21 protein-coding genes are annotated in these 23,328 nt (G+C 48.0%); 6 read left to right on the top strand and 15 right to left on the bottom strand.

Annotation, left to right across the window (positions count from 1 at the left end):
- Position 1 precedes the first annotated feature (1 nt).
- The 3 genes from B152_RS0117505 to B152_RS0117495 form a co-directional block, all read right to left on the bottom strand.
- Entirely contained in the window at positions 2-1,228 is a 1,227-nt protein-coding gene (locus B152_RS0117505; RefSeq protein ID WP_020593737.1) for a two-component system sensor histidine kinase NtrB, read from the bottom strand.
- Position 1,229: 1 nt separating this feature from the next.
- Entirely contained in the window at positions 1,230-2,213 is a 984-nt protein-coding gene (dusB, locus tag B152_RS0117500) for a tRNA dihydrouridine synthase DusB (RefSeq protein WP_020593736.1), read from the bottom strand.
- 142 nt (positions 2,214-2,355) lie between these two features.
- Entirely contained in the window at positions 2,356-3,165 is an 810-nt protein-coding gene (locus B152_RS0117495; RefSeq protein WP_020593735.1) for a cytochrome C assembly family protein, read from the bottom strand.
- Positions 3,166-3,277: 112 nt separating this feature from the next.
- On the opposite strand from B152_RS0117495, the gene B152_RS0117490 reads away from it, so the two are divergent.
- The 4 genes from B152_RS0117490 (at position 3,278) to B152_RS25550 (ending at position 6,281) form a co-directional block, all read left to right on the top strand.
- Entirely contained in the window at positions 3,278-4,462 is a 1,185-nt protein-coding gene (locus B152_RS0117490; protein ID WP_020593734.1) for a bifunctional 2-C-methyl-D-erythritol 4-phosphate cytidylyltransferase/2-C-methyl-D-erythritol 2,4-cyclodiphosphate synthase, read from the top strand.
- Between the two features lie 14 nt (positions 4,463-4,476).
- The gene (locus tag B152_RS0117485; RefSeq protein ID WP_020593733.1) at positions 4,477-4,953 is read left to right on the top strand and encodes a phosphatidylglycerophosphatase A family protein; all 477 of its coding nucleotides are present in this window, start codon (positions 4,477-4,479) and stop codon (positions 4,951-4,953) included.
- 69 nt (positions 4,954-5,022) lie between these two features.
- Positions 5,023-5,511: a CinA family protein gene (locus B152_RS0117480; RefSeq protein WP_020593732.1), complete on the top strand. Its 489-nt coding sequence runs from the start codon at positions 5,023-5,025 to the stop codon at positions 5,509-5,511.
- Positions 5,508-6,281 (top strand): CPBP family intramembrane glutamic endopeptidase, encoded by a 774-nt coding sequence (locus B152_RS25550; protein ID WP_020593731.1) that lies wholly within the window; start codon positions 5,508-5,510, stop codon positions 6,279-6,281. Before B152_RS0117480 ends, B152_RS25550 begins: the two co-directional genes overlap by 4 nt.
- A gap of 18 nt (positions 6,282-6,299) precedes the next feature.
- On the opposite strand, the gene B152_RS0117470 is transcribed toward B152_RS25550, so the two are convergent.
- The 7 genes from B152_RS0117470 to B152_RS0117440 form a co-directional block, all read right to left on the bottom strand.
- Positions 6,300-6,755 carry a type II toxin-antitoxin system RatA family toxin gene (locus B152_RS0117470; RefSeq protein WP_020593730.1) on the bottom strand — a complete coding sequence of 152 codons (456 nt, stop codon included), beginning with the start codon at positions 6,753-6,755 and terminating at the stop codon, positions 6,300-6,302.
- A 15-nt stretch (positions 6,756-6,770) separates the two neighbouring features.
- Entirely contained in the window at positions 6,771-7,790 is a 1,020-nt protein-coding gene (lipA, locus tag B152_RS0117465; protein WP_020593729.1) for a lipoyl synthase, read from the bottom strand.
- Between the two features lie 116 nt (positions 7,791-7,906).
- A complete protein-coding gene (gene lpdA, locus B152_RS0117460; RefSeq protein WP_020593728.1) occupies positions 7,907-9,304 on the bottom strand; it encodes a dihydrolipoyl dehydrogenase in 1,398 nt (465 codons plus the stop codon).
- A gap of 12 nt (positions 9,305-9,316) precedes the next feature.
- Positions 9,317-10,633, bottom strand: coding sequence for a pyruvate dehydrogenase complex dihydrolipoamide acetyltransferase (locus B152_RS0117455; RefSeq protein ID WP_020593727.1), 1,317 nt, complete (start codon positions 10,631-10,633; stop codon positions 9,317-9,319).
- 21 nt (positions 10,634-10,654) lie between these two features.
- The gene (locus tag B152_RS0117450; protein ID WP_020593726.1) at positions 10,655-12,028 is read right to left on the bottom strand and encodes a pyruvate dehydrogenase complex E1 component subunit beta; all 1,374 of its coding nucleotides are present in this window, start codon (positions 12,026-12,028) and stop codon (positions 10,655-10,657) included.
- Between the two features lie 30 nt (positions 12,029-12,058).
- Positions 12,059-13,096 (bottom strand): pyruvate dehydrogenase (acetyl-transferring) E1 component subunit alpha, encoded by a 1,038-nt coding sequence (pdhA, locus tag B152_RS0117445; RefSeq protein ID WP_020593725.1) that lies wholly within the window; start codon positions 13,094-13,096, stop codon positions 12,059-12,061.
- Between the two features lie 183 nt (positions 13,097-13,279).
- On the bottom strand, positions 13,280-13,603 hold the full coding sequence (locus B152_RS0117440; protein WP_020593724.1) for an FtsB family cell division protein: 324 nt from the start codon (positions 13,601-13,603) through the stop codon (positions 13,280-13,282).
- A gap of 215 nt (positions 13,604-13,818) precedes the next feature.
- On the opposite strand from B152_RS0117440, the gene B152_RS0117435 reads away from it, so the two are divergent.
- Both B152_RS0117435 and B152_RS0117430 read left to right on the top strand, forming a co-directional pair.
- Positions 13,819-15,009, top strand: coding sequence for a GTP-binding protein (locus tag B152_RS0117435; RefSeq protein WP_020593723.1), 1,191 nt, complete (start codon positions 13,819-13,821; stop codon positions 15,007-15,009).
- Positions 14,945-15,820 carry a DUF4198 domain-containing protein gene (locus B152_RS0117430; RefSeq protein WP_083921934.1) on the top strand — a complete coding sequence of 292 codons (876 nt, stop codon included), beginning with the start codon at positions 14,945-14,947 and terminating at the stop codon, positions 15,818-15,820. Before B152_RS0117435 ends, B152_RS0117430 begins: the two co-directional genes overlap by 65 nt.
- A gap of 104 nt (positions 15,821-15,924) precedes the next feature.
- Here the strand turns inward: B152_RS0117430 and B152_RS24210 are convergent, their stop codons facing one another.
- The 5 genes from B152_RS24210 to eno form a co-directional block, all read right to left on the bottom strand.
- Complete coding sequence (locus B152_RS24210) at positions 15,925-17,505, bottom strand: response regulator (RefSeq protein ID WP_020593721.1); 1,581 nt, start codon at positions 17,503-17,505, stop codon at positions 15,925-15,927.
- Positions 17,506-17,509: 4 nt separating this feature from the next.
- Complete coding sequence (locus B152_RS0117420; protein ID WP_026261670.1) at positions 17,510-17,956, bottom strand: response regulator; 447 nt, start codon at positions 17,954-17,956, stop codon at positions 17,510-17,512.
- A gap of 8 nt (positions 17,957-17,964) precedes the next feature.
- A complete protein-coding gene (locus B152_RS0117415) occupies positions 17,965-19,425 on the bottom strand; it encodes a PAS domain S-box protein (protein WP_157231159.1) in 1,461 nt (486 codons plus the stop codon).
- 66 nt (positions 19,426-19,491) lie between these two features.
- Positions 19,492-21,723, bottom strand: a complete 2,232-nt coding sequence (locus B152_RS25545; protein ID WP_020593718.1) for a two-component system response regulator — start codon at positions 21,721-21,723, stop codon at positions 19,492-19,494.
- A 279-nt stretch (positions 21,724-22,002) separates the two neighbouring features.
- Positions 22,003-23,277: a phosphopyruvate hydratase gene (gene eno, locus B152_RS0117405; RefSeq protein WP_020593717.1), complete on the bottom strand. Its 1,275-nt coding sequence runs from the start codon at positions 23,275-23,277 to the stop codon at positions 22,003-22,005.
- Positions 23,278-23,328: the final 51 nt, after the last annotated feature.

The following is a 23,328-nucleotide window of genomic DNA, read 5'->3' as shown; positions in this document are numbered from 1 at the left end:
ATCAGTTGATATCCTTGTTCTGATTACCAGAAACAGGGGAACGTTTTCCTGATCCAGCACTCTTCCCTTGCAGAATAAAGTCTTCTCTCATTTCCTTTGGTGCCAAAGGCAGATTTATGGAAAAACGCGTAAGACCGGAAGCACTTTCCAGTTCGATGACACCACCATGATCTTCTATCACCTTTGATACCAGCGCCAAACCGAGCCCCTTGCCCCCAGCCTTGGTCGAGACAAAAGGATCAAAGAGGTGGCGATGCAAGTCCTCGGGAATTCCCGGGCCATTGTCTTCGACCGTTACAAGCATGGGCAATTCCATACGCTCACCTCCACCAGGCAATCGCATACGCACGCCTTGCTGGTAACTTGTCGTGATGATGATTTCCCCGCTGCTTTTACCAATCGCCTCGGCCGAATTTTTGACCAGATTGAGCAATGCCTGAATCAGGAGATCCCGATTACCATATACCTCGGGCAAAGAAGGGTCATAGCGCTCGGTAAAGAGGATCCCCTGACCAAATCCGGATTCAGCCAGAAGCCTGACATGAGACAGGACCTCGTGAATATTGACCGCGGTTTTCTCAAGCGGGCGCGTATCGGAAAACATCTCCATTCGATCAACCAGCTTGACGATACGGTCTGCCTCATCACAAATCAGGCGTGTCAGCTGGCGATCATCATCATCGGCATTAAGTTCCAGAAGCTGGGCTGCCCCCCGGATCCCCGATAGAGGATTTTTCACCTCATGTGCGAGCATGGCTCCCATAGCGGTTATGGAACGGGCGGCATTACGATGAACCAGCTGGTGGTCAATTTTGCGGGCAATGCTCTGCTGCTGCACAGTAACCACGCAGTGATCCGCTTGGTCCTGAACAGGCGAGATAACCAGTGCAACCAGGTGATTTCCAATACGCGGGGTATCCAGTCGCACCCCATATTCAGCAACAGAGCTCTGTTCTCTTCGGGTTTGCTCAACCAGCTGGACCAGCGGGGAATCCCCGACAAAATGACTGTTCAGGTTGCTGCCAATCAGGACAACCGTACTGCTGTGCAAAAACTGTTCTGCCGCCTGGTTCGCAAAGGTAATCCTGTTGTCACCATCAATTACAAAAACCGGATCTGTCAAAGAATTGAGGATTGCAAAGGCCTGATCGACAGGTTTGGTTACTGATTGTTGATCAACCGTAGTGTTCTGAAGGGAAGAGGTATTTACAACAGCTGCTTTCGTCATGTCAGGCAACTTTATCCAGATGGGGAGCAAAGTAAGCCTCCAGCATTTCCTTGACCTGATCTGGTTCTGATACCTTGTTTATTTCGGCCCGGAAAAGTGCTGAATCCGGCAAGCCCTTGCAATACCAGGCAAGATGTTTTCGCGCAATTGCGACCCCTTTTCTCACCCCGTAATAATGGAGCATCTCGTCGTAGTGCTCACTGATAAGATCAAGGGTTTCGCGCAAGGAAGGAGATGGAGGAATTGTTCCATCACGAAGATAGGACATGACCTCACGCAGCAGCCAGGGTTTGCCATAACAGCCCCGGCCAATCATAACGCCGTCAGCTCCAGACTTCTTCAATGCATTCGCAGCGTCAGCAGGTGTCAGAATATCACCATTCACAATGACAGGAATGTTAACAGCTTCTTTTACTGCCCGCACAGCTTCCCAATCCGCCTCGCCCTTGTACATCTGGTTCCGGGTCCGACCGTGTACTGTAATCAGCTGGATACCGACATTTTCTGCCCGTTTGGCTAGCTCGGGAGCATTTTTATGATCATCGTCCCAGCCCAGCCGCATCTTGACCGTGACAGGCACTTCGACGGCACGAACTGTCTGAGCCATAATTTTTTCGGCAAGCAACTCATCCTTCATCAAGGCTGAGCCCGCGAATTTGGTGACAATTTTTTTGACTGGACAGCCAAAATTGATATCAATGATCGCAGCGCCCCGATCAACGTTCATTTTGGCAGCTTCCCCCATAATTTCGGGATCACAGCCAGCCAACTGAACCGCCATGGGAAACTCTTCAGCACAGTTTGTACTCAGTTTCAGAGATTCCCGACTCTCCTGGAGCATCGCACGGCTGGCAATCATTTCCGAAATCACCAGACCTGCCCCATATCTCTTGACCAGGCGGCGATAGGGCATGTCGGTTACACCAGACATGGGTGCAAGGAAGACCGGGTCATCAATCTTGAGAGGACCGATAGAAATGCTCATTTGTTGGGCACCAAAAGTTATCGCCTAACAATTAGGCAGGGCAAAGCTCTTATACAGCTTTTGACCGGAATTGCGAAGGATTTATAAGCCAAACTGAAATGTGTCACTGCATTGCTCACCGTCCCTGTATCAGCAACAGATGTCAGGATGTTTCCGGCAAGATAAAATCAGTGACAAACTTCACCCCGGGATAGGCAAGCGTCAGCAACAGATATACGGCGAGGACAAAACGGACAGCATTCTGCCCCCTGATGCCAATATATCTGTGCAGGGCAAGAAGGACAGCAATCACGACAAAAGCAATAAAAGCCAACAGCGTTTTGTGATCTATCTGCAGCAAAACAGACGTTTCACTATATTGCCGAGCCATTCCTGTCAGAATTCCCAAACCGAGGATGACCTCGGCCATAGTCAGGAGACTGACCTGAAAACGATCTGCATCATATACAGAAGGCAACAGCCCCAGAAATCTGCTTTCCATCTTCTTGGCTTTCAAGGCCCGCTCTCTCAGCAAAACACTGAAGGCCGCAATTGCTGCCAGAGTACAAAGAGCATAGGTCACAATCGAAGCGATGATATGGACAGTGAGCCAGAAGTCTGCTGCCGACTTGATATTCTGATGAGTTACATGCCCTTGCCAGATAACAGCAAAAATCGCGAGAACAAAAAGATATGGCAATAACAGGGGAGCAAGCCGACTGAACTGCTTTTCCATCAAGGACAGGCAAAAGAACATCAGAAGGCTGAAGGATACAGTTAGCCACAGGGATATGCTGATACCACTGTCCCAATGCCCGCCAAGATGCACTAGACTGACAGAGCTTGGCCCCGCCAGAGCCAGAAACAGTGCCCCCCGGTAAACAAGCGACTGCTCTTCAGTTTTTTGTGTCCAGGATAACCAGACAGCTGGCAGCATCAGAGCCAGTGCAAAAATACTCCAGAACACGGTCATCTTGTCACCTTTTCTTCAGACATCACTGTTGGCCTTTGCCTCAAATCTCTCTACTAACTACTGTAAGAAGGCCTGTACTGGCAAGAATCGAGATGAGTAGGAGAATAGATATATGCCAGGAATCTGGGCTGTAATTGTTGCGGCAGGTCGAGGCAGTCGTTTTGGCAGTCCCCTCCCCAAACAGTATACTCCCCTTGGACAGGAAAGCATTCTTTCTCTGACACTCCGTAAATTCTCCCAACATCGGCTGATCAATGGTATTTTGGTTGTAATCCATCCGGAAGATATCGAGTTATTCCATCAAAGTTGCCCTGATTTCAGCACACGTGTAAAGCTGACAACAGGTGGAGATACAAGACAGGTCTCTGTTTTCAATGGCCTCAAGGCTCTTGAAAAGGAATGCCCCACATCTGTTCTGATCCATGACGCAGCACGCCCATTCATCAAAGAAGATGTTATCACCAGACTGATTGAAAAAGCTGAATCTGGTGAAGCTTCAATTGCCGCAACTCCTGTTGTTGACAGTCTGAAATTTTCTACCGGAATGACGATTGAAAAAAATATAAGCAGAGATGGCCTTTGGCAGGCCCAGACCCCGCAGGCATTTCCTTATGACAGGATACTTTCTGCGCACCAGCAAGCCGCGGGCAGAAATGATTTTACTGATGATGCTGCAGTGGCTGAATATGCGGGTCACCCCATTTCACTGGTCGAATCAGGCAGGGAAAATATAAAAATCACCACAGCCGACGATCTTATTTTGGCAAGAAACATGATAAAACTAACGGATACAGATGGACATCTCATGGAAAGCAGAACCGGCCTGGGCTACGACGTCCATAGTTTTGAAGAAGGAGACCATGTCACACTCTGTGGTGTAGATGTGCCTCACAGCCGTAAACTCAAAGGCCATTCAGACGCTGATGTAGGCTTACACGCCCTTACGGATGCCCTGCTCGGCGCGCTTTGTGAAGGGGACATTGGCAGTCATTTCCCGCCAAGTGACCCACAGTGGAAAGGCGCAAAGTCAGATCAATTTCTGATTTTTGCCCGCGACCGGGTCAATGCCCGGGGAGGAAAAATTATTCATGTTGATGTCACGCTTGTCTGTGAGCGCCCCAAAATCGGCCCGCATAGAGAGAGCATGACCAAAAGGATGGCCGAAATTCTCGCGATTTCCCCAACCAGAGTAAGCATCAAAGCCACGACTTCCGAACGGCTTGGTTTTACCGGGCGTGAAGAAGGCATTGCGGCCCAGGCCGTTGCAACCATTCAGCTGCCTGCAAGCGCAGATTAGGAAAAATACAGCCGATGCAATCACGTTCTATCCCTTTTCTACATCCTGCCAGCCTGATCTCCACCTGGTTTGGCGCAGGCCTGATCAAAATAGCCCCTGGAACCTGGGGCTCACTGGCTGCACTGCCCTTCGCCTGGGTTATCTCCTACTATACAGGGTATCTTGGTCTGATCATCGGATCTTTGCTCGCCTATCTTGTCGGAATTTGGGCCAGTGGTGTTTACTCCAGAGCCATCGGTCGGGAAGATCCTGGTCAGGTCGTCATAGATGAGGTGGCTGGCCAGTGGCTGGCACTGGCTTTTGTGCCACTTGATCCTGTTTTTTATCTGGTCAGTTTTGCCCTCTTCAGATTTTTCGACATTGTAAAGGTCTTCCCCGCAAACTGGATTGACCGGAATGTTGAAGGCGGATTGGGTATTATGTCTGATGATATGGTTGCAGGGGCTTATGCCCTGATTGTCTTCTATCTACTGGGCCTGTTTTTAATCTGACCCGTAAATTATGACTGGCCAACCTGAACCCTGAACTCTCCTGGACCCAAGACTTTTCAAGGAAGTACCATGTTTTCAACCGAACTTGTACAGACAGCAGAAAAGTTGCTCGAACTTTGCCGGAACAAAAGCATCATGCTTGCGACGGCTGAATCCTGTACAGGTGGCCTTATTGCCGGAGTTTTGACAGAAATTGCCGGCTCTTCCGCTGTTGTTGACCGTGGTTTTGTGACCTACTCAAACGAAGCAAAACACGAAGCGTTGGGCGTGGGTACAGGTCTGCTGGACCAATATGGCGCAGTCAGTGACGTCGTTGCCAAAGCAATGGCAGAAGGCGCCCTGCAACGCTCCCGAGCAGCCATGACGGTTGCGGTCACCGGAATTGCCGGGCCCGGTGGAGGCAGTAACACAAAACCGGTCGGGCTTGTATATATTGCAACAGCCTTTAAAAATCAGGAAACCCAGTGCCGGAAAATGCTTTTTGAGGGTGATCGGTCAGCCATACGATCTCAAACCATAGCTGCTGCCCTTGATTTTATGAAAGACAGAATTACGTGATCCCGACAGAGCAGGAAACCGGATCAACAGAACACTCCCCGGAAAACAGACTGGGGAAAGTTCCCTTTATCGATCTGCTGTTTGCCCTTGCCACCTTGATAATCGTGATGTTTTTTGTCTGGCCACTTGCTTTCGATTACCTGAAGGATGGTCTGGGGCTTGAGGCTGTTTGGGTTGTTGCCTTAACCGTTATTTTCCAAAATTCCCTTCTTCTCTGTGCAATCCGCTTCTTTATTCTGCGAAAAAATCAACTGGAATGGAGCGACATCGGCTTTATAGCCATTCCATTAAGCAAGTGTCTGCAAACACTTTATCTGGTTCTTCCGCTTGTCGTTCTGGTTGGCGCTGTGAACGCCACCATGATCTATCTGGTTGATCGCGATTTCAACAACCCCCAACTGTCCTTGTTGGCTCCGCAAGGTTTTAGCTTGCAGGCTTTTCTCCTTATGGTCCTGGTGACAGGAACCATTGCACCTTTTGTCGAGGAGATAACCTTTCGGGGAGTGTTGTTGCGATGGCTGGAGCCTCGCTTCGGAGCTGTTGTTGCCATAGCGACAAGCTCCCTGCTTTTTGCCACGGTTCACACAGTACCGATGCTTATCCCAGCCCTGACCGTTGCGGGGATTGCCTTTGCCCTGATCTCCCGCCGAAGCGGTTCACTCTGGCCAGCGATTATCTTGCATGGTGCCTTCAACATGACCATGACCTCACTGCTGTTTTTTGCTCTGGCCCAGCAAGAAGCACAGGGCAACAGCCTGACAGGATTTTGAGATTTCAAATTCTATGATTTACGGGGTTTCAGCGCTCTTACATGGTGTAAACAATACTGCCGCACGCGTCTCAAAAGCATGGACCATCCGCCGCACAGCCTCGTGAAACAACGGTTCCATCAATATCTGCAACATCTTTGATTTGAATTCAAAGTCCACGTGAAAATCAACCAGACAACCTTTGGGGTGAGCCTCAAAGATCCAGGTATTGGTCAGATACTTAAAAGGGCCATCCAGATAGGTGACCTCAATCCTGAGCTCTTCCCGGTTAAGGTCAACCTGGCTGGTAAACTTCTCCCGGATCATCTTAAAACCGATGACCAGATCGGCAATTATTCTGTTTTCCTGACGCCGCTTGATACGCGAAGCCACGCACCAGGGCAGAAAATCAGGATAGCGCTCAACATCAGCGACCATCTCGAAAATCTGCTCCGGTAAAAAGGCAAGAACCTTTTTCTCTTCATGTACAGGCATAACGTCTTTCCAGCTTCAGGAAACAGAAAGTTTCTGTTCTCTCGCTTCTCTCAGCTTTTGGAAATCCTCATCCGCATGATAGGAAGATCGGGTCAAAGGAGAAGAGGCAACATGCAAGAAGCCTTTGTTGTATGCCATTTTTTCGTAAAATTTGAATTCTTCAGGATCAACGAAACGATCAACGGGATGATGTTTCGGTGTCGGCTGAAGATACTGCCCTATCGTCAGGAAATCGATATCGGCCGCCCGCATATCATCCATCACCTGAAGCACTTCTTCCTTGGTTTCTCCCAGACCAACCATAAGACCTGATTTGGTAAAGAGAGAAGGATCAAGCTGTTTTGCCTGATCGAGCAATTTTAGACTGTGGTAATAACGTGCGCCTGGTCGTACCGAGATATAAAGACGTGGCACCGTTTCCAGATTGTGGTTGAACACATCTGGCTTGGCCTTAACGACGACTTCAAGGGCACCCTCTTTGTGTCTGAAGTCCGGTGTCAGAATTTCGATGGTTGTCTCTGGCGCTTCCTTGCGGGTAGCAGCAATGACCTTGGAAAAGTGATCAGCGCCCCCGTCATCAAGATCGTCACGGTCAACAGAAGTGATCACCACATGCCTAAGTTTCAACTTGGCAACAGCAGTCGCGACACTGTAGGGCTCAAAAGGACTGAGTGCTTGTGGCTTGCCCGTTGCAATGTTGCAAAAGGAACAAGCCCGGGTACAAATCCCGCCCATGATCATCATGGTCGCATGTTTTTTGGACCAGCACTCGCCGATGTTTGGACAGGCTGCTTCTTCACAGACCGTATGAAGATTGTTGTCCCGCATCAGTTTGCGGGTTTCCTGATACCCTTGTGAAACGGGTGCCTTCACCCTTATCCACGAAGGTTTTCTCAGAACGGGGGTATCGGGACGTTTGGCTTTTTCTGGATGCCGCATCTTTGCACGGTCATCTTTAGCGGAAATAATGCGCTCTGCGCGCTCTTTTCCTTCGAGCTGGGATGGCGTCTGGTTCGAAACTGTCGTTTCTGTCATCAACTCACTCCGACCTGTCAGGGATAATCAGTCTATCCGCTTCAGGTTTACATTCTGTTATTAACGGGAGGGCAGTAACCTGCCTTCCCGTAATCTATGCCATCTTGGCCAGTACTCTAGAAATGGATAGCACGGCCATAAGCGTCAAGAACTGACTCGTGCATCATTTCAGATAACGTCGGATGCGGGAAGACCGTATGCATCAGATCTTCTTCCGTGGTTTCCAGCCCCATGGCCACAACAAACCCCTGAATAAGCTCTGTCACCTCGGCTCCAACCATATGGGCACCCAAAAGTTCCCCGGTTTTCGCATCAAAGATCGTTTTAATCAAGCCCTCAGCTTCACCAAGTGCAATGGCCTTACCGTTGCCCATAAAGGGGAAGCGGCCAACCTTCACAGCCCGGCCTGCTTTTTTGGCTGCCTGCTCGGTCAAACCAACCGATGCAATCTGCGGGTGACAATAGGTACAACCCGGGATTTTCGACTTGTCGAGAGGATGCGCAGAAAGACCCGCGATCTTTTCAATACAGATCACCCCTTCATGCTCGGCCTTGTGTGCCAGCATGGGCGGTCCGGCAACATCACCAATTGCATAGATGCCAGGAACAGACGTGCGGGAGAATTCATCAGTGACAATACAGCCCCGATCGGTTTTGACACCGACAGTTTCAAGGCCAATATTTTCAATATTGCCGACAACACCAACAGCAGAGATGACCCGATCAACCGTGATCTGTTCACTCTTGCCATTTTTCTCCAGCGTAGCAGTAACCTGATCGCCTTTTTTGTCCAGCTTGGTAACCATTGTGCCCGTACGGAACTTCAGACCGTGTTTGCCCAAAAGCTTCTGGGCCATCTTCGAGATCTCGTCGTCTTCAACCGGCAGGATCTTGTCGACAACTTCGACCACGGTTACATCTGCTCCAAGCGTGCCATAAAAATCAGCAAACTCGATACCAATCGCACCAGAACCAACCACCAGCAAAGATTTTGGCATCTTGTCAGGGTTCAAAGCCTCACGATAAGTCCAGACCAGCTTTCCATCGGGCTCGAGACCCGGCAGGGTTCGTGCCCTTGCCCCTGTTGCAATAATAATATTCTTTGCCGTCAGGTCACTTTTTTTGCCGTCTTTACCGGAAACAGAAAGTCTACCGGCAGCAGTAATTTTCCCAGTCCCGTCAATGACGGTGACCTTGTTTTTCTTAAGCAAATGCCCGACGCCACCATTAAGCTGCTTTGACACCCCACGTGAGCGCTCGACAATCTTTTTAAGATCAAAATCAACCCCTTGGGCTGACAGGCCGTAATCTGCTGCATTTTTCATATTGCGATAGATTTCAGCTGACCTCAGCAAAGCCTTGGTCGGGATACAGCCCCAGTTCAGGCAAATCCCGCCAAGATGCTCTTTTTCAATAATGGCAGTCTTCAGTCCAAGCTGGGCCGAACGAATGGCCGTCACATAACCACCAGGACCGGCACCGAGGATGATCACATCAAAATTTGTGTCACTCATACTCCTAGCCTCCTAAAGCAGCATTGACAGGGGATCTTCGACCAGCGCCTTGAATGCGGCCATGAATTCCGCACCAACAGCCCCATCAACAACGCGGTGGTCCACAGAAAGTGTACAGGTCATTACCGTTGCAATAGCCAGCGCACCATCTTTGACCACGGGACGCTGTTCTCCTGCGCCAACAGCCAGGATGCAGCCTTGGGGTGGATTGATGATTGCCGAGAAATCCTTGATCCCGAACATTCCAAGGTTGGAGACAGAGAAGGTCCCCCCCTGATACTCTTCAGGTTTCAGCTTTCCATCACGGGCCCGACTGGCCAGATCTTTCATTTCCCCAGAGATCGTGGCAAGTCCCTTGCCTTCTGCAGCTTTTATGATCGGTGTAATCAAACCATTCGGCGTAGCAACCGCAACAGAAACATCGGCGTGCTTGTAGGTGAGAATACCCTCTGAACTAAAAGAAGCATTCGCCGCCGGAACTTTCTTCAGCGCCAGAGCAACAGCCCGGATAACAAAATCATTAACCGAGATTTTCACCCCGTCTTTGGCGTTAAGCTCTTTACGGAAAGACAGAAGCTTGTCGAGTTCACAATCAACGGAAAGATAAAAATGCGGAACAGTCTGTTTGGACTCGCTCAAACGGCTGGCAATAACCTTGCGCATGGAACTCAAAGGCTCCAACTCGTATTCCATTCCCAGCATATCAGCCAGTTCGCGGGCATTCGGGCCGGATGCTGTTGCTACAGGAGCCTTAGCAGCAGGTGCTGCTTCAGATTTCGCAACCGCAGGGACTTTTCCAGTCCCCTGCGCCTGTGCATTTTCAATGTCGGCTTTAACAATGCGGCCATGCGGACCAGAGCCCTGTACTGCAGCCAGGTCAATATTTTCCTGAGCCGCCATCCGTCTTGCCAGCGGGCTGGCAAAGACACGATCTCCCTTTGCGGCGTTAGCCGTTGCAGGACTTGATGGCGCAGGACTTGATGGCGCAGCCGGAGCTGCTGCAGAAGCAGAAACCGGCTCTGTTACAGCCGCGGGGGCTGGTGTTGCGGCAGGAGCTGGAGCCTTGTCCAGAGCAGAAGCATCTTCACCTTCTTCCAGAAGAATGGCTATGACGGCATTTACCGCCACACCTTCTGTTCCATCTGAAATCAGGATTTTGGCGATTGTCCCCTCATCGACGGCTTCAACTTCCATTGTCGCCTTGTCGGTTTCAATTTCCGCCATAACGTCACCAGAATTAACCGTGTCGCCTTCTTTCACCAGCCAGCGGGCCAGCGTACCTTCTGTCATGGTTGGCGACAGCGCGGGCATAAGAATATTGATTGGCATCGTATATCTCCCCTGCCCCGCTTAAGCGCGGTAGCAGACCTCTTTGGCTGCAGAAACAATGTGTGAGCTCTGTGGCAGAGCAAGCTGTTCCAGATTGGCCGCATAAGGCAGCGGCACATCAACACCGGCAACACGCTTGACTGGCGCATCCAGATAGTCGAATGCCTGCTCCATCACCATGGCTGAAATTTCGGACCCGACGCCAGAGAAAGCCCAGCCCTCTTCAACGGTTACAAGACGGTTGGTCTTGCGTACTGATGCAAGAATTGTCTCGGTATCAAGCGGGCGAATTGTCCGCAGATCAATTACCTCGGCAGAGATACCTTCTTTTGCCAACTCTTCAGCAGCAGCAAGCGCCTTGCCGACCATCAGCGAGAAGGTCACGATCGTGACATCGGTCCCCGGGCGGACAATCTTGGCCTTGCCAATTGGCACAATCCAGTCATCCGTATCCGGCACATCAAAACTCTGTCCGTACATCAACTCGTTTTCGAGGAAGATCACAGGGTTTGGATCACGGATGGCAGACTTAAGCAAACCTTTGGCATCTGCGGCAGAATAAGGTGAGACGACCTTAAGACCCGGGCAGTGCGCATACCAGCTGGCATAACATTGCGAATGCTGTGCCCCCACGCGAGAAGCAACGCCGTTTGGACCACGGAACACAATCGGGCTGCTGACCTGGCCGCCAGACATATAGCGCGTCTTGGCCGCAGAGTTGATGATGTGATCGATTGCCTGCATGGCAAAGTTGAAGGTCATGAACTCGACAATCGGGTTCAGGCCATAAAAAGCAGCCCCGACACCCAGTCCGGCAAAACCATGTTCGGTAATCGGCGTATCAATGACACGTTTCGCCCCGAACTCATCCAGTAGTCCCTGGCTGATCTTGTAAGCCCCCTGATACTGGGCAACTTCTTCGCCCATCAGAAAGACCTTATTGTTACGGCGCATTTCCTCTGCCATAGCATCACGCAAGGCATCCCGAACCGTTGTCTTGATCACAGGTCCGTCCCAGTCACTTTCAGCGGCGACTTCTGGTGCGGCTGGTGCGGATACGGTTGCAGCTTCTGTTTTTGTTACCGGAGCTTCTGCTTTAGGCGCAGCAACTGGTGCTGGTGCAGAAGCCTTGGCCAGATCAGCCTCGCTCTCGCCCTCTTCCAGCAGAAGTGCAATGGGTGTGTTCACTGCGACATTATCGGTATCCCCTGCAATCAGGATCTTTCCGAGAACGCCTTCGTCAACGGCCTCGACTTCCATGGTTGCCTTGTCAGTTTCGATTTCGGCCAGGATATCACCCGATGATACCTTGTCGCCTTCATTTTTCATCCAGCGCGCCAGTTTCCCCTCGGTCATGGTCGGGGACAGCGCAGGCATAAGAATTTCTATTGGCATAATGTTTGGTCTCCGGAATTCTCGGACAGCTTACGCGTCAGCGTACACATCGGTGTAAAGTTCAGAAGGATCTGGCTCAGGGCTAGACTGGGCAAATTCGGCAGACTTTGAAACGATCGCCTTCACTTCCTTGTCGATCTCTTTCATACCGGCTTCGTCAATTGCCTTCTGCTTGAGCATGACCGCACGAAGGCGCTCAATTGGATCGCGTTCTTCACGAACCTTCTGGACTTCTTCTTTGGAGCGATATTTGGCTGGATCAGACATGGAGTGACCACGATATCTGTAGGTCATCATCTCCATAATGTAAGGCCCCTTGCCGCTGCGCGCATGTTCGACCGCAATCTTGGCGGCTTCTCGAACGGCAACCACATCCATACCGTCAACCTGCATACCGGGAATACCATAGGCATGTCCACGGTGATAAAGTTCGGTGGAATTGGCCGAAGAACGTTCTGTCGAGGTTCCCATGCCGTAGCGATTGTTCTCGATCACATAAACAACGGGCAGCGCCCAGAGCGAAGCCATGTTAAAGGATTCATAGACCTGTCCCTGGTTCAGGGCACCATCGCCAAGATAGGCAACGTTAACCGCATTTTCTTCCAGATACTTGTGGGCGAAGGCAATACCAGTGCCGATTGGAACCTGGGCGCCAACGATCCCGTGGCCACCATAAAAGCCTTTTTCTTCGCTGAACATATGCATGGAGCCGCCCTTACCTTTGGAATAGCCACCGCTACGCCCGGTAAGTTCAGCCATGACACCATCCGGATCCATGCCGCAAACCAGCATATGGCCGTGATCGCGATAGGAGGTGATGATTGTGTCCCGATCTTCCAGCGCAGACTGGATACCAACCACAACAGCTTCCTGGCCGATGTAGAGGTGACAGAAACCACCAATCAACCCCATACCATACATCTGGCCGGCTTTTTCTTCAAAGCGACGGATCAAAAGCATTTCACGATAAAATTCGAGAAGAAGGTCGTTGGTTACATCGGAAGGGAGTGCAGAAGAATCACTGCGTTTTCTTGGTGCCCGTTTTGCGGACGCTTTTTGAATCGCCATGCGTGGTATCCCGTTAGATCAAGTGTGAATCACTTAGGATGAAGAATTTCCACAGCAAGGATAGGCGAATTGAAAGATTATTACAACAAGATATATCTTATTGAAAAACAAAGAATAATTCAATGTTAACCTGAAATAGGTAAATTAATAAATAAATTGCTGCATTGCACAATAGTTAGTTAATTACCGAGAACCCGGACTTTGTAAAATAACATAATCATTCTCGCGTCCAAAATTGAGAACCTCCCTCGCCCGCTCTTCCAAAAGGTCAGGATCTAGATTATCCGGACGCAACAGGGCCACTCGCGATTCGAGTTTATCAAGATCATCTGAAATTTTTTGCATCTCGACAGTTTTAACAGCGAGATTTTGCTTGAGATGCATCCACGACCAGAACCCTCTCTCCCCCTCAATCGTATGATAGGCAAAGTAGGCAACCAGTGATGCGCCCAGTACCTGGGGAATAACCAGGCGAGAGCGCTTATGGATTTCTCTAAACAAGGACATTCAGGAATCGAATCACATTTGGAATTAAGATGCAAGCCTCAAGTTAACAGACAAAGTAAGCTTAGGAAACAAACAAAGCGTTAATCCCCCAAGACAAACCCCTCCTCTCCAAATTGCTTATGGAATGATCGAACAGGAAACATTTGACAGTCTTCATTAAATGTAATGTTATAACGTACCATTAAATATATCTGATCATATCAACCGAGAATAAAATGCGAAAACTCCCCGTTATGGTTTTATCTGGTTTCCTCGGAGCCGGGAAAACGACTCTTCTAAAAGACATACTTGCCAGAAGAGATCAGAAAAAGTTCGCTTTAATTGTTAATGATATGGGTGAAGTGAATGTTGATGCCCAGCTCATAAGAAATCACGATAGCCAGATCACCCGAACCAGCGAAACTCTTGTGGAAATGACCAATGGCTGCATCTGCTGCACCTTACGCGAAGACCTGTTAAAGGAAGTCTCCAGGATCGCTTCCCAGGGAAACTGTGATTATCTGATCATTGAATCTTCAGGTATTTCAGAGCCCCTGCCCGTAGCCGCAACATTTGAATTCAGGGATGAAAATGGATTTAGCCTGTCTGATCTTGCCCAACTGGACAACATGGTAACCGTCGTTGATGCTTCAAGCTTTCTGGAGCACTACTACTCCTACAAAACCGTAAATGATACTTTCTCCGAAGCAGAACAAAACAGCGACCGGAACATTGTTGATCTCCTCGTTGACCAGATAGAGTTCTCCAACACTCTCATTCTGAATAAAACCGACCTCGTTTCCAGTGACGACCTCATTCGGATTATCGCAACACTTAAAGCCCTTAATCCTGATGCCGAGTTGTGTCTGAGCAACTATTCCAAAGTGCCGACTGAAACGCTTCTCTGGACCAGACGCTTTGACTATGACAAAGCACAGGAACATCCGCTCTGGGCAAAAGAACTCTACGGTTATGCCGATCACATTCCTGAGACCGATGAATATGGCATTTCCAGTTTTGTCTATCGGGCGCGGCGCCCGATGATTCCTGAAAAATTTCAACAATTCCTTGCCGCAAGGCAATCCGGGGTCCTGCGGTCAAAGGGGCATTTCTGGTTGGCAACGCGACCCGACTGGGTTGGAGAGATGTCACAAGCCGGACGTCAAACCAGCACAACAGCTATTGGCAGGTGGTGGAGCACCATTCCCAACGATCGCTGGCCACAGGACCAATTTTTTAAAGAACAGCTGGAGAAAAACTGGGATCGTGTCTTTGGGGATCGACGCAATGAAATTGTCTTTATTGGCACAGACATGGACCGGGACGAGATAACGGCGTCCCTTGACGATTGCCTGGTGCCTGATGACAGCTTCACCCCGGATAGCTGGCACAGCTATCAAGATTTGTTTCCAGTCTGGGACAATTAACAGGGCGCTAAATCCCCCCACCTCCTACTCCAGCAAGAAACCTTCACCTTTTTCCTACCCGTTCCCAATTTTATTTAAGGACTTATTTCGTATGAAAAGAATACTGCTTACCTGCCTCACATTGCTGATCCTCCCTGTAAATGCCTCTGCTCATGGCATCTGGATCACAGAGAGATTTGGCAACCAGGCAATTGTCTACGGACATGGCGCCTCTGACGATTATTATGATTTTGAAAAAATCAGCGAAGCCCATTCCCTTGATCAAGAGGGAACAAAATCACCAGTGACGATCAAAAAGACAGCTGCTCACGCAACGCTAAAGCCTCTAAAAAACACCGCCGTTCTCATTGCGACTTTTGATAACGGTTACTGGTCAAAAACCAAAGATGGCAAGTGGCACAACACTGCCAAAAGTGAAACTCCGGGCGCTGTTTTTACCGGGCATTATTCAAAATTCACGACCAGCATCCTGGACAAGACTGTCGCTGCCTTCACGCCATCCGGCATGAAGCTGGAGATTGTTCCCCTCATAAACCCCTTGACGCTCCACCAAGGCGAAAGTTTGCCTATTCAGGTTTATTACAATGAAAAACCAGCAGAAGGTCTAAAAGTTATTGGCGAATACACCACTGATGGCGAGACAACATCCGGTACAACGGACGGACAAGGTAAAGCCACTGTCACAATTCGTAATCAAGGACTTAATGTTATCGCCGTGAGCCATACATCGAGCATTGACAATAACCCAGAACTTGATGAAGAGGGATATTTCAGCACCCTCTCCTTTTCACTTGATCACAGCCATGACTAAGGCCTGTTCTCATTGATAGCACAGTAAAGGGCACAGCTCAGACTGTGCCCTTTACTGTGGACATATGGTATGGTGCCTGGTGAATTTTGCCCTCAAAGAAGCACTTAGTGACGGCAAAGCTGCACCGTTTCGCCTTGGGGTATCAGATCCAGACGATGATAACCAGATAGGCCGTGACGTATCTTGTCCAAAGATACTGGTTTATTAATATAACCAACCACACCAAGGTTTCGCGCATGACGGATATCACGATCATACGTTGATGTAGTACACATAATAACGGGCGTGCTCTTTAACACCGGGTCATCTCGTAATTTCTGAAGAAACTCAAAGCCACCCATCACCGGCATATTGATATCAAGCAAGACAAGGTCAATAAAACTGGGAGGAAGAGATCTAAGTATCTCGAGTGCCTCTTGACCATTACGAGCTCTTTTTAAATTGAAACGTATTTTGTCTCTGTCGAACAACATGATTTTTGCTAATTTAACATCCATCTCGTCATCCTCGACCAACAAAACATTGGCCAGTGCTTCGGTTCCACCTTCCTTTTTTTGATCCTGCTCCTGCTGTTTACCATGGAGCCCTATAGTTTGCTCGGTTCTCTCAGCCTCTGCATAAGGTAAGGTAAATTCAAAACTGCTCCCTGACCCCAACTTGGATTTGCACCAGATGTTTCCTCCCTGATACTCGACAATTTTCTGACAAATGGCCAACCCCAGGCCAGATCCCCGTCCATTAGGGTTAAAGCGGGAAAAGGGATCAAAAACACGATTTAGGTAGTCTGCTTTTATACCTGGACCATTGTCTTTGAACTTAATCGTCGCCCAAGTACCCTCAACAGTACAATCAATCTTAATCCTCGTTTGATTTGAACTATTGTGAATAATTGCGTTCAACATTAAATTTTGAAACAACTGGACCAACTGGATGTCGTTTGCAAATACGTGAGGAAGAATTTCAGCTTCAATAACAGCCTTATTCTCCTTAATCGTCTGGGCCAAATTGCTCAAGACTGAACGAACGACTTTATTCAGGTCAACAGCAGCCCGATTATCACCTTCATTAAGCGAATCAAGTCGGGTATAATAATGGACCATGTCAATCAACGCATCCATATTACTGGTTGCCGTGATTACATGCGAAAAAAATTCTTGATTCTTGTCACTCATCCCCTCTTGCTGATCTATAAGCTGTAAAAAGGAGCGGATCATACGTAGGGGCTGCTTCAGGTCATGCGTTAAAACCCTGGTAAAGGTCTCCAGGCTGTCCCGCTGTTTCTCGATGCATTTTAACAAAGCACATCGCTCAATTGCCATCAAAACAGTGTGCGAAAGGCTCTCGCTTGTGATGCCCGTTTTGGTCAGGTAATCTTGGGCTCCCCCCTTCATGACCTTCACAGCAATAGCTTCGTCCCCTTGCCCAGTTAAAATTACGACAGGCAAGAAGCTGTATTTGGCCCGTATAGCCTTTAAAGCTTCGAAACCACTTTTCCCCGGCATAGAATAATCCAAGAGGACACAATCATAGGGCGATTCAATAGCCAGCGCCTCAAGAGCCTCGTCCGCATTACAACTCTCTTGGGTAACAAAATCCAAATGCTGTGCTTTCTTAAGTGCTCTGCAGCAGAGTTCTCTGTCATCAGCTGAATCATCAACAACCAAAATGCGCAGGGTCTCTTTCATAACCTTACTCTCCTGGCAGTAAAGCGATACCGAACCAGTATTCTTTAATTCGGTTGGTTGCTTGTATCAGGCCATCAAATCCTACTGGTTTTTGGATATAGGTACTGGCCCCCAGCTCATAGCATTTATCGACATTTTTCTCATCTGCTGACGTCGTTAAAATAATTATTGGTATTTTTTTAAATACAGAGTCTTTCTTAAGAATTTCAAGTACTTTTCTTCCGTCGATGCCGGGCATATTCAGATCAAGAAGAATGATTCCTGGCAAGGGATCTCTATTGTCGCCATACGCACCTTCTTTATGAAGATAATCCAACGCATCCTGACCACTCTTACACCAGTACAAAGGGTTCATAAGGGATGATTTATGAAAACTGCGTAACGTTGCTTCATAATCATCCCGATTATCATCAACCAATAGAATTGATTTTAATGCGTGATTTTCCGGCATAACGGTTCTCATTTCAAAGTGAAATAAAATGTTGTTCCTAAACCAGGCTTTGATTCTAACCAGATTTCACCACCATGGCGATCAATAATTTTTTTTACGAAAGTCAAACCGACGCCATAACCTTGCACATCATCGTCTTCTATATTTAGCCGTTTGAATATTGTAAAAATATCGCTATAGAACTCTTCAGCGATCCCAATTCCATTATCGCTTACAGAAATGACATCTTTTCTTCCATGAACTTCGGGGTGAAACCCTATATCTATCACCTTGTGTTTACTTACATTATACTTAATCGAATTGGTAATTAAGTTACGGAAAACCTCCCCAAGACGGACAGAATCACAAACAATTACTGGTAATTCACAAGTCATGTTTATTTGTACATTCTCTTCCATAATCAAGGTTTCGATCATGGACAATATGTCCCGAATAACATGATTTAAATCCGTTGGCTTGATCGCCAAATCTTGCCGGCCCAATCGGGAAAAATACAACAGATTATCAATAAGTTTTTCCATCCGCTGGCTTAATTTACGCATACGGGCGAGCCGTGCCACCCCAACCTCATCCAGTTGTTCTGTGTAATCTTCCTCCAGAAACATTGCATTATTAAATAACCCCCTTAAGGGCTCCTTCAAATCATGCGATGCGATATAGGCAAATTCGTCAAGTTCCTGGTTGCTTCTGGTTAAGGCTGCAATCAATTTCTCTTGATTTCGAGCAGTTTCATGTTTCACGGTAATATCCCGGATAATGCCAACATAGTGTCCGCTGGTTGTGGCATCCTTGATCTCGCCAACACTCAACTCCATCGGAAAGGTACTGCCATCCTTCCGGCGCCCTGTGACTTCCCGGCCAATACCGATAATCTTTGCGGTACCGCTCTCCTGATAATTCCGCAGATACTGATCATGTTCACGCGCATAGCTCTCCGGCATCAGAACCTTGACATTCAGCCCCGTGACTTCACTCGCATCATATCCAAACAACTTTTCACAGGCCGGGTTAAAATCCTGAATAAGTCCCCGATTATCAATAATGATGATCCCGTCAACNGCAGTATCAATCACACTCTTCAGGTGCTGGGTCAGCGCCATAAAGCGCGTCTCTGCCTCCTTACGCTCGGTAATATCCCGGATGATACCAACATAGTGTCCACTGGTTGTCGCATCCTCAATCTCACCAACACTCAGCTCCATCGGAAAGGTACTGCCATCCTTCCGGCGCCCTGTGACTTCCCGGCCAATACCGATAATCTTTGCTGTACCGCTCTCCTGATAATTCCGCAGATACTGATCGTGTTCACGTGCATAACTCTCCGGCATCAGAACCTTGACGTTCTGCCCCGTGACTTCACCCGCATCGTAACCAAACAGTTTTTCACAGGCCGGATTAAAATCCTGAATAAGTCCCCGATTATCAATGATGATGATCCCGTCAACGGCAGTATAAAAAGCAGCAATCATTGACAAAGAAGATCTTTTATTCAAATTGATCAAAGACTTGTTATCCACAATGTTTCTTTCAAAATATTATTGGGGACCACTTGGTGTGTATCTTAAACTTTCAGTAAACCAGGGAACAATTTCATCGGCAGATAAAGCCGAACTGTATAAAGAACCTTGCATATAGCGACAGCCAAATTTCTTAAGACACAGTAGCTCTTCTTCTCGCTCCACCCCTTCAGCGATAACGGAAACTCCGAGTTGCTTGGCCATCCTGATTACATGCTCAACAATAATTCTGTTCCGGGGATGGTGATCGAGCTCTGAAACAAAGGATTTATCAATTTTCAAAAAATCAACTGGAACGGTTTTTAAAAGAGAGAGAGAAGAATGACCTGTACCAAAATTATCCAGAGCAATCTGTGCACCCATATCCCGCAGTTCGCAGATCCCATTCAAGGTGGTATCCATGTCTTCAATCACCATACGTTCCGTAATTTCAAACATAACACCTTTTGGGGGTACGTTATTCTTTTGAAAAACACAGGCGATTTTTTCAACAAATCCTCGTTGATATAACTGGGCAGCGGAGAGATTAAGCGAAACCATACCGCTTTTAAGTCCCGCTTCCTGCCAATATTTATAATGCTGGCATGCCTCCTCAAGAACCCAGTCACCAATTGGAAGGATCAATCCTGCTTGCTCTGCAATTGAGAGAAAATTATCGGGAAAGATGTATCCCTCTGCCGGGTGTTGCCAGCGTAATAATCCTTCAATTCCAATAAGCTTGTTCTTCTCAATATCGATCAAAGGCTGATAGCACATCGCAAAATCACGCATTGTTGTTACGGCTTCACGAAGCTCAGCTTCATCTCTTTTTCTTGAGCTTAAACTCTCCTGCATCGAAGATTGAAAAAATTCATATGTAAAGCCACTTCGCTGTTTAGCCTGATATAGAGCAAGATCTGCATAGCTCAACAGTTTTTCCGGATCAGAATGATCCTGTGGGAACAGCGCGACGCCAATGCTAAGACGGAGAGCAACAGTATGAGCGTCTGTTATCGACAAGTCCTCAAAACAGGTACATAGCTTCTCAATAACAGAGACGACATCTTCGCGATGCCCCAGATTACCGAGAACAACAACAAACTCATCCCCGCTCAAACGCGCCACAACATCTGATGCTCTGGTATACTCTCTAAGTTTTTGAGCGATGTTTTGAAGGACAGTATCCCCTGCATGATGCCCCATTGTGTCGTTGATAAACTTGAAATTATCGACATCAAGATACAGAACAGCGACTATTTTATTATTACGTTTTGCATTTTCCAGGGCCTGGGGAAGAAGCTCACAAAAAGCCAATCGATTATAAATACCCGTTAAAGGGTCCCGTAAAACAAGATCCTGTAGGTTCGCTTCATAAATTCGTTTTTCCGTAACATCTAGAACCGTTAGCAGCAAACTTCCCGAATAGCTATCAGAGGAGGAAATTGGTGCGGCAGAAAGAACTATATGCCTCTCGCCCTCCATATTATCCAGGCTGAGCATTTCAGCCTCGACAGTATGGCTTTTACCGCTTGCCCAAAGGCTCAAGGCTCTCTTGATTTTCGGACGATCATTAAGAGAGAAATAAAGTGGTAAATCATTTAAATGAGGGATGGTGTTCAGCTCAAACCCGAACAGGTTCTGGACAACCCTGTTCGTATAGATAGCCTCCCCTGTTGTATCAACATGCCAGATCCCGACACCACGATCTAAATTATGAGACTGGGTATGGGCTTCAAAAAAGTGACCTTCCTGTCCTGTTCTTGAGTGAACCGTGGTCAATAGATAGTTGGTCAGCATGCTGATGCTAGCATTTTGCGCTTCAAGGTGCTGTCTGGCAGCTGTAAGGCGGATATTTTGTTGTTCGAGCAGACTCTGATGCTCTTTCAACTGCTGTCGTGCTTTGTCCCGTTCAATGGCATAACGGATAGTCCTTTCCAGTAAACTGGTTGTCATTTCTCCTTTGGAAAGAAAATCAATTGCTCCTGCCCGCAAGCTCATCGTATCAAGAGCGTCTTCTTTATTTTCAGTCATTATAATCATTGGAAATGAGGCCACATTCTGACCTGCACTCACAAAATCAAGGCCGTTACCATCACCTAGATTGTAATCCACAAGAGCAACACCGATATCAGGAGAATTAATTTTCTCTATTGCCAACTCAAGTGTCGCGACCCAGAGAAATTCATATTTAAAATCTGGTACTTTCTTAAGCAGTTCCTCTATGAGGATTTTGTCACCCTCATTATCTTCGAGAATAAGGACTTTAGTCATAGACGGAATACCTCTGGTACACGCTGTCACAAAAAAATTTTCTATGCCGAATATAAAACTTCACTCTACGCAGACAATTATTCACTCCACATATTAAACTACAATTAACAAGAGCGAATTACAAATTTAAATACCCATGGTTGTTATTTTCAATATGAAAATTGGCTATCTTTGTATTTTCCAGAAGTCATATTTCGAACTTCGTCAACCAAAAGCAAAAGGGGCAGTCTGAAACTGCCCCCTCTAAATCTAGATTCAATCAGGAAAACCAAAAACAGGTTACCGGAGTACACTCCGACCAGCGTAATGCGCCATAGAACCAAGTTCTTCCTCGATCCGGATCAACTGATTGTACTTGGCAATACGGTCTGAACGGGAAAGCGAGCCCGTTTTGATCTGACCACAGTTGGTCGCAACAGCAAGATCAGCAATCGTGCTGTCTTCAGTTTCGCCAGAACGATGCGACATCACAGAGGTGTATCCAGCTTTATGCGCCATATCTACGGCTTCAAGCGTCTCTGACAGAGTACCAATCTGATTGACCTTGATCAGGATAGAGTTGGCTGTACCGGTATCAATGCCCCGGATCAAGCGCTTCGGATTGGTGACGAAGAGATCATCGCCAACAAGCTGAACCTTATTCCCGATTGCCTGGGTCAAAGACTTCCAGCCATCCCAGTCATCTTCAGCCATACCATCCTCGATTGAGAGGATCGGATAACGGTTGGCCAGATCTTCCAGATAACGGACCATCTCGTCAGCCCCGAAAGACTTGCCCTCACCCGTCATTTCATACTTGCCGTTCTTGAAATATTCGGAAGAGGCACAATCAAGCGCCAGCATGATATCATCACCGAGTTTATAACCGGCCTTTTCAACAGACTTGGCGATAAAGCTCAAGGCTTCATCGGTGGACGCCAGACTTGGTGCAAAACCACCTTCATCACCTACGTTGGTGTTGTGGCCAGCATCGCTCAGAGACTTTTTGAGAGAATGGAAAATCTCCGCGCCCATACGGATCGCATCTGAACCAGAGGCAGCACCGACAGGCATGACCATAAATTCCTGGATATCAATCGGGTTGTCAGCATGCGCACCGCCATTGATGATATTCATCATTGGTACAGGAAGTGTCCGGGCAAAAGTACCCCCAACATAGCGATAAAGCGGCAAGCCGGCATCTTCAGCAGAAGCCTTGGCAACAGCAAGGCTGACACCAAGAATAGCATTCGCCCCAAGGCGGGATTTGTTTTCTGTACCATCAAGGTCAATCATCACCTGATCAATCAGCAACTGGTCTTCGGCATCCAGACCAATCAGGGCTTCCAGAATTTCCTCATTAACGGCTTCCACAGCCTTGAGAACACCCTTGCCAAGATAGCGGCCTTTATCAGCATCCCGAAGCTCAACAGCTTCGTACATACCAGTTGAAGCACCAGAAGGCACAGCCGCCCGTCCGAATGCGCCACTCTCAAGTAAAACGTCAACTTCTACAGTGGGGTTACCACGTGAGTCGAGGATTTCACGACCTTTGATGTCAATGATCGCCGTCATGTTAGTCAATCTCCGTCAAGAAAGTTGAGGCGCTGAGAGGGGGCGGGCCTC

Source organism: Kiloniella laminariae DSM 19542, from assembly GCF_000374005.1.
Classification (GTDB): Bacteria; Pseudomonadota; Alphaproteobacteria; order Kiloniellales; family Kiloniellaceae; genus Kiloniella; species Kiloniella laminariae.
This window is presented reverse-complemented; position numbering and strand designations above follow the sequence as displayed.